The 3690-nt window shown below is 59.1% G+C and carries 2 protein-coding genes and 1 pseudogene; 1 reads left to right on the top strand and 2 read right to left on the bottom strand.

Annotated features, from left to right (window positions below; genetic code table 11):
- Nucleotides 1-877, top strand: an 877-nt coding sequence (locus AWB78_RS41765; protein ID WP_198399489.1) for a sensor histidine kinase, incomplete at its 5' end; no start/stop codon positions are given.
- Between the two features lie 72 nt (nucleotides 878-949).
- Here AWB78_RS41765 and AWB78_RS49655 read toward each other — a convergent pair.
- Nucleotides 950-1450, bottom strand: a pseudogene (locus AWB78_RS49655) (transposase); the annotation flags it as partial.
- A 620-nt stretch (nucleotides 1451-2070) separates the two neighbouring features.
- A partial coding sequence (locus AWB78_RS41755) for a YDG domain-containing protein (RefSeq protein ID WP_232478119.1) occupies nucleotides 2071-3690 on the bottom strand: 1620 nt, incomplete at its 5' end.

The following is a 3690-nucleotide window of genomic DNA, read 5'->3' as shown; positions in this document are numbered from 1 at the left end:
TCACTTCGTCAATGTCCGCTATGTACCCGAGCTTAAATGGTATCTAATGGTGGACAAAAGCGACACCGGCCTTCTAGAGGGCGTCCGTCGGGCGCTTTATATTAATATCCTAGTCTGCAGTGCAATATCGCTCATCGTTTTGGCGCTGACAATAGCGGCGCTTAGCCGCTATCAAAGGCAACTCAGCCAAGCCGAAAGCAGGCGCTATGAAATGCTTTGCGCACTGTCTCACGACATCCGCTCTCCTCATTCCTCCATACTCGCACTCATCGAGACCGAAAATCTGCAGGCCAATCCACCGCGCCTGACTGAATTGCTTTGCAACATCAAGCGTTACGCGGTGAGAGCATTGGAGATGGCCGAAGGATTTATTCAGCTCGCGCGAGCGGAAACACATGACTACAAGTTTGAACTCGCCGACATCGGAAAACTGCTGATTGACGCAAGCGATGAAATCTGGCCACAGGCCAAACAGAAGAACATCAGAATTTCAATTCCCACTTGTGAAACAGCATACTACGCTTACGTCGACCGAGATCTGATGACGCGAGTGTTCATTAATCTCTTGAGCAATGCCATCAAATACAGTCCGCCACAGGCATCCGTCGCGTGTCGAATCGAATGTTACGAAGACCGGGGAAAATACATCCGGTGTGCAATCCAAGATAACGGCTACGGCATCGCACCGCAGCACCAGACTCGGCTATTTGAGAAGTTCAGTCGATTTCACACAGTAGATCAACCTGGTGCCGAAGGTACTGGACTGGGATTGGCCTTCGTACGCGCAGTGATTCATGGCCACAATGGTAACATTCGCGTCGAAAGTGCGCCTAACACCGGCACGACCTTTACCATTAGCCTCCCCGTATTTCACTGATCAGTTTCGCCGATGATGGTATCAATCGGCCAACCTGTACCGCATCCCGAGGAGTCAAGCATAGCATGCTTACTACAAGGCCTGGGTCAGCACTCCCGTTTGAGGCGACCAAAAACATACACAAGCGGCGGCGGCACTTTTTGCATGATCGATCCCTGAAAATTGTTTGCGATCTTTGATAAATCGCCAATCGCCAATTGACCCCGAACCCCGAACCCCGAACCCCGAAGGATCCAGGATCGCATCGACCGCTTCTTCCAACGTTTTCCTATTCACGCGTAGCGTCGACAATGGCCGCCGAACGGGCATAGCGCCACGGCGATGCCTCATCGAGTGCGGCCCATTCGAACGCAATACCATGCCGGGTCTCGATCCGGCCATGGTCCCTGCGATCTCGGGGAATTTATGATCGGCCTTGATGGCCAGCACATAGTGCGCGCCGGCGTCCACGATCTTGCGGGCGATCGCACGCTGACATCCCATCGCGTCAATGATCACGATCGCGTCTTTAAGCAGCAGGGAATCAATCAGCTCCGGTATCGCGGTGATTTCGTTGCTCTTGTCGGCCGTGCGTGCCCCAGCACCTGCCTCAGACCGGAATCCCCAGTAAACGATCTTCACTCGTTGCTGCACGCGCGTACTTACGACCGCCCGCGACCCGCCGTTCTGACGTAGATACGGTGCATCAAAACGAAGGGGCCCGCGAGCCCCCCCTCGTGCTCGAACAAATCACTCTGACTCTTGCGCCGCCCAAAAAGCGCGGTTTTACAGCGCCGTCGACAACGCGCGTTGCCGTGATGGGAATCGGCGTCGAACACCGGGCCGAACGTCAGGAAGGGCCTTGCATGGCACGCGTGCAAGGTCGGTGAGCCGGGTCATCGACTCGAAGTGTCGGTTGAAGATCGTCCGAAAGGAGACGTCGAACGTGTGCTTGGCGTGTTCACCCCTGGTCCGACGAGTCCCACTTAGCGCGAGCCAGGATGCGCCACGACGAGGCGCTCTGGGGCGTAACGGTGTCGATATCGCGTCCGACACGATCGACGGCGACGTGAACGCACACCGATCGAGGAGCCCAGCGTGAGCGACGCCGGTCGCGCAAAACTAACCAAACACAAACACTCGCTCGCGTGAACGATCAGCGATGTCAGCGCGTCGCTTGACGCCCTGACATCGCTGAGCGCGAAATCGGCCGATCACTGATCGCTCGCGGTTTGTTTCATCGCTGAACTTTTGGGGACATTGTTCAGCTCACTGCTTACCTCGTTAGTCATTTCGCTAATCACCTCCTTAGTCAGTTCGTTAGTCAGTGCCGGCTGCACCAAGCGCTGCCCCTCCCACCACGTCTGATGCGTTTGCTCTTCAATGAGCTCCCGAGTGAGCATTTCAAACTCCGCGTTCGCGCGTTGCAGCTGCTCCTGCGTAGCGAGCTTGCCAAGATCAGGCGGCGTCGGCGTAATCGTTCCGGCTCCGGCCACAATCACGCCTACGGTGGCGCTCACCGCGCCGGAACTTAATACGTAGTTTGACGCGTCGCCCCCGGTCAAATGCAGCCCAGAGACCGTGACTAGCTTGCCCGTGCCGACCGACGGATTGTTGTATAGCGCCTGTGATCCAACCAGTCCGACCTGATCGCTACCCAAAACACCCGCCAGCGCCAGATTGTCGGCGCCAAGTGAAGCGTTGGTCGTACCGTCATAGGTCTTACTCACTATGCCGCCCAAGGCCACTTGCACCTCGCGAGGATGGATGGTGGCGCTCGTTGCGGGCGAAGCCAGCACTACAGCGTAGTTCCCCGCATCTGCTCCCGTGAGCGTCACGTTGGATAAGCTCGCGGTTTGCACGCCCGCGTTCTTCGAATTGAACACCGCCGAGAGCTCAACGCTGAGGTCATCCGAGCGCATTGCGCCGGTTTGACCGCTGAGCGAACCGGCGGACGCCACCTCGGCCGAGGTGGTCGCATCGTACGTCTTGTTGGCCACCGTCGCCCCGGACAGGGTGAGCTGTGCCTGCGCAATCGTGGCCGTGGCCGCACTCGGCTTCGAGGCGATCACATAGTTGCCCGCATCGGCCCCCGTGAGCGTAAAGCCCGAGAGCGTCGCGGTCTCCACCCCGGCGTTCTTCGAGCCGAATGCAGCCGTGAGCGCCGCACCCGAGAGACTCACCGCATCGCTCGTCATCGCCCCCGTCTGTCCCGTGATCGAACCTGCGGATGCCACGGTTGCTGAAGTCGTCGCGTCGTACGTCTTATTAGCCACCGTCACGCCCGAGACCGTAATCTGCGCCTGCGAGATCGTGGCCGTGGCCGCGCTCGGCTTCGAGGCGATCACATAGTTGCCCGCATCAGCCCCCGTGAGCGTAAAGCCCGAGAGCGTGGCGGTCTCCACTCCGGCGTTCTTCGAGCCGAATGCAGCGGTGAGCGCCGCACCCGAGAGACTCACCGCATCACCCGTCATCGCCCCCGTCTGGCCCGTGATGGAACCGGTGGACGCCACGGTTGCTGAAGTCGTCGCGTCATACGTCTTGTTGGCGACCGTCACGCCTGAGACCGTAATCTGCGCCTGCGCAATCGTGGCCGTGGCCGCGCTCGGCTTCGAGGCGATCACATAGTTGCCCGCATCAGCCCCCGTGAGCGTAAAGCCCGAGAGCGTCGCGGTCTCCACCCCAGCGTTCTTCGAGCCAAACGCAGCCGTGAGCGCCGCACCCGAGAGGCTCACCGCATCGCTCGTCATCGCCCCCGTCTGGCCCGTGATGGAACCGGTGGACGCCACGGTTGCTGAAGTCGTCGCATCGTACGTCTTGTTGGCGACCGTCAC

This window comes from Caballeronia calidae (assembly GCF_900044055.2).
In the GTDB taxonomy this organism is placed as follows: domain Bacteria; phylum Pseudomonadota; class Gammaproteobacteria; order Burkholderiales; family Burkholderiaceae; genus Caballeronia; species Caballeronia calidae.
This window is presented reverse-complemented; position numbering and strand designations above follow the sequence as displayed.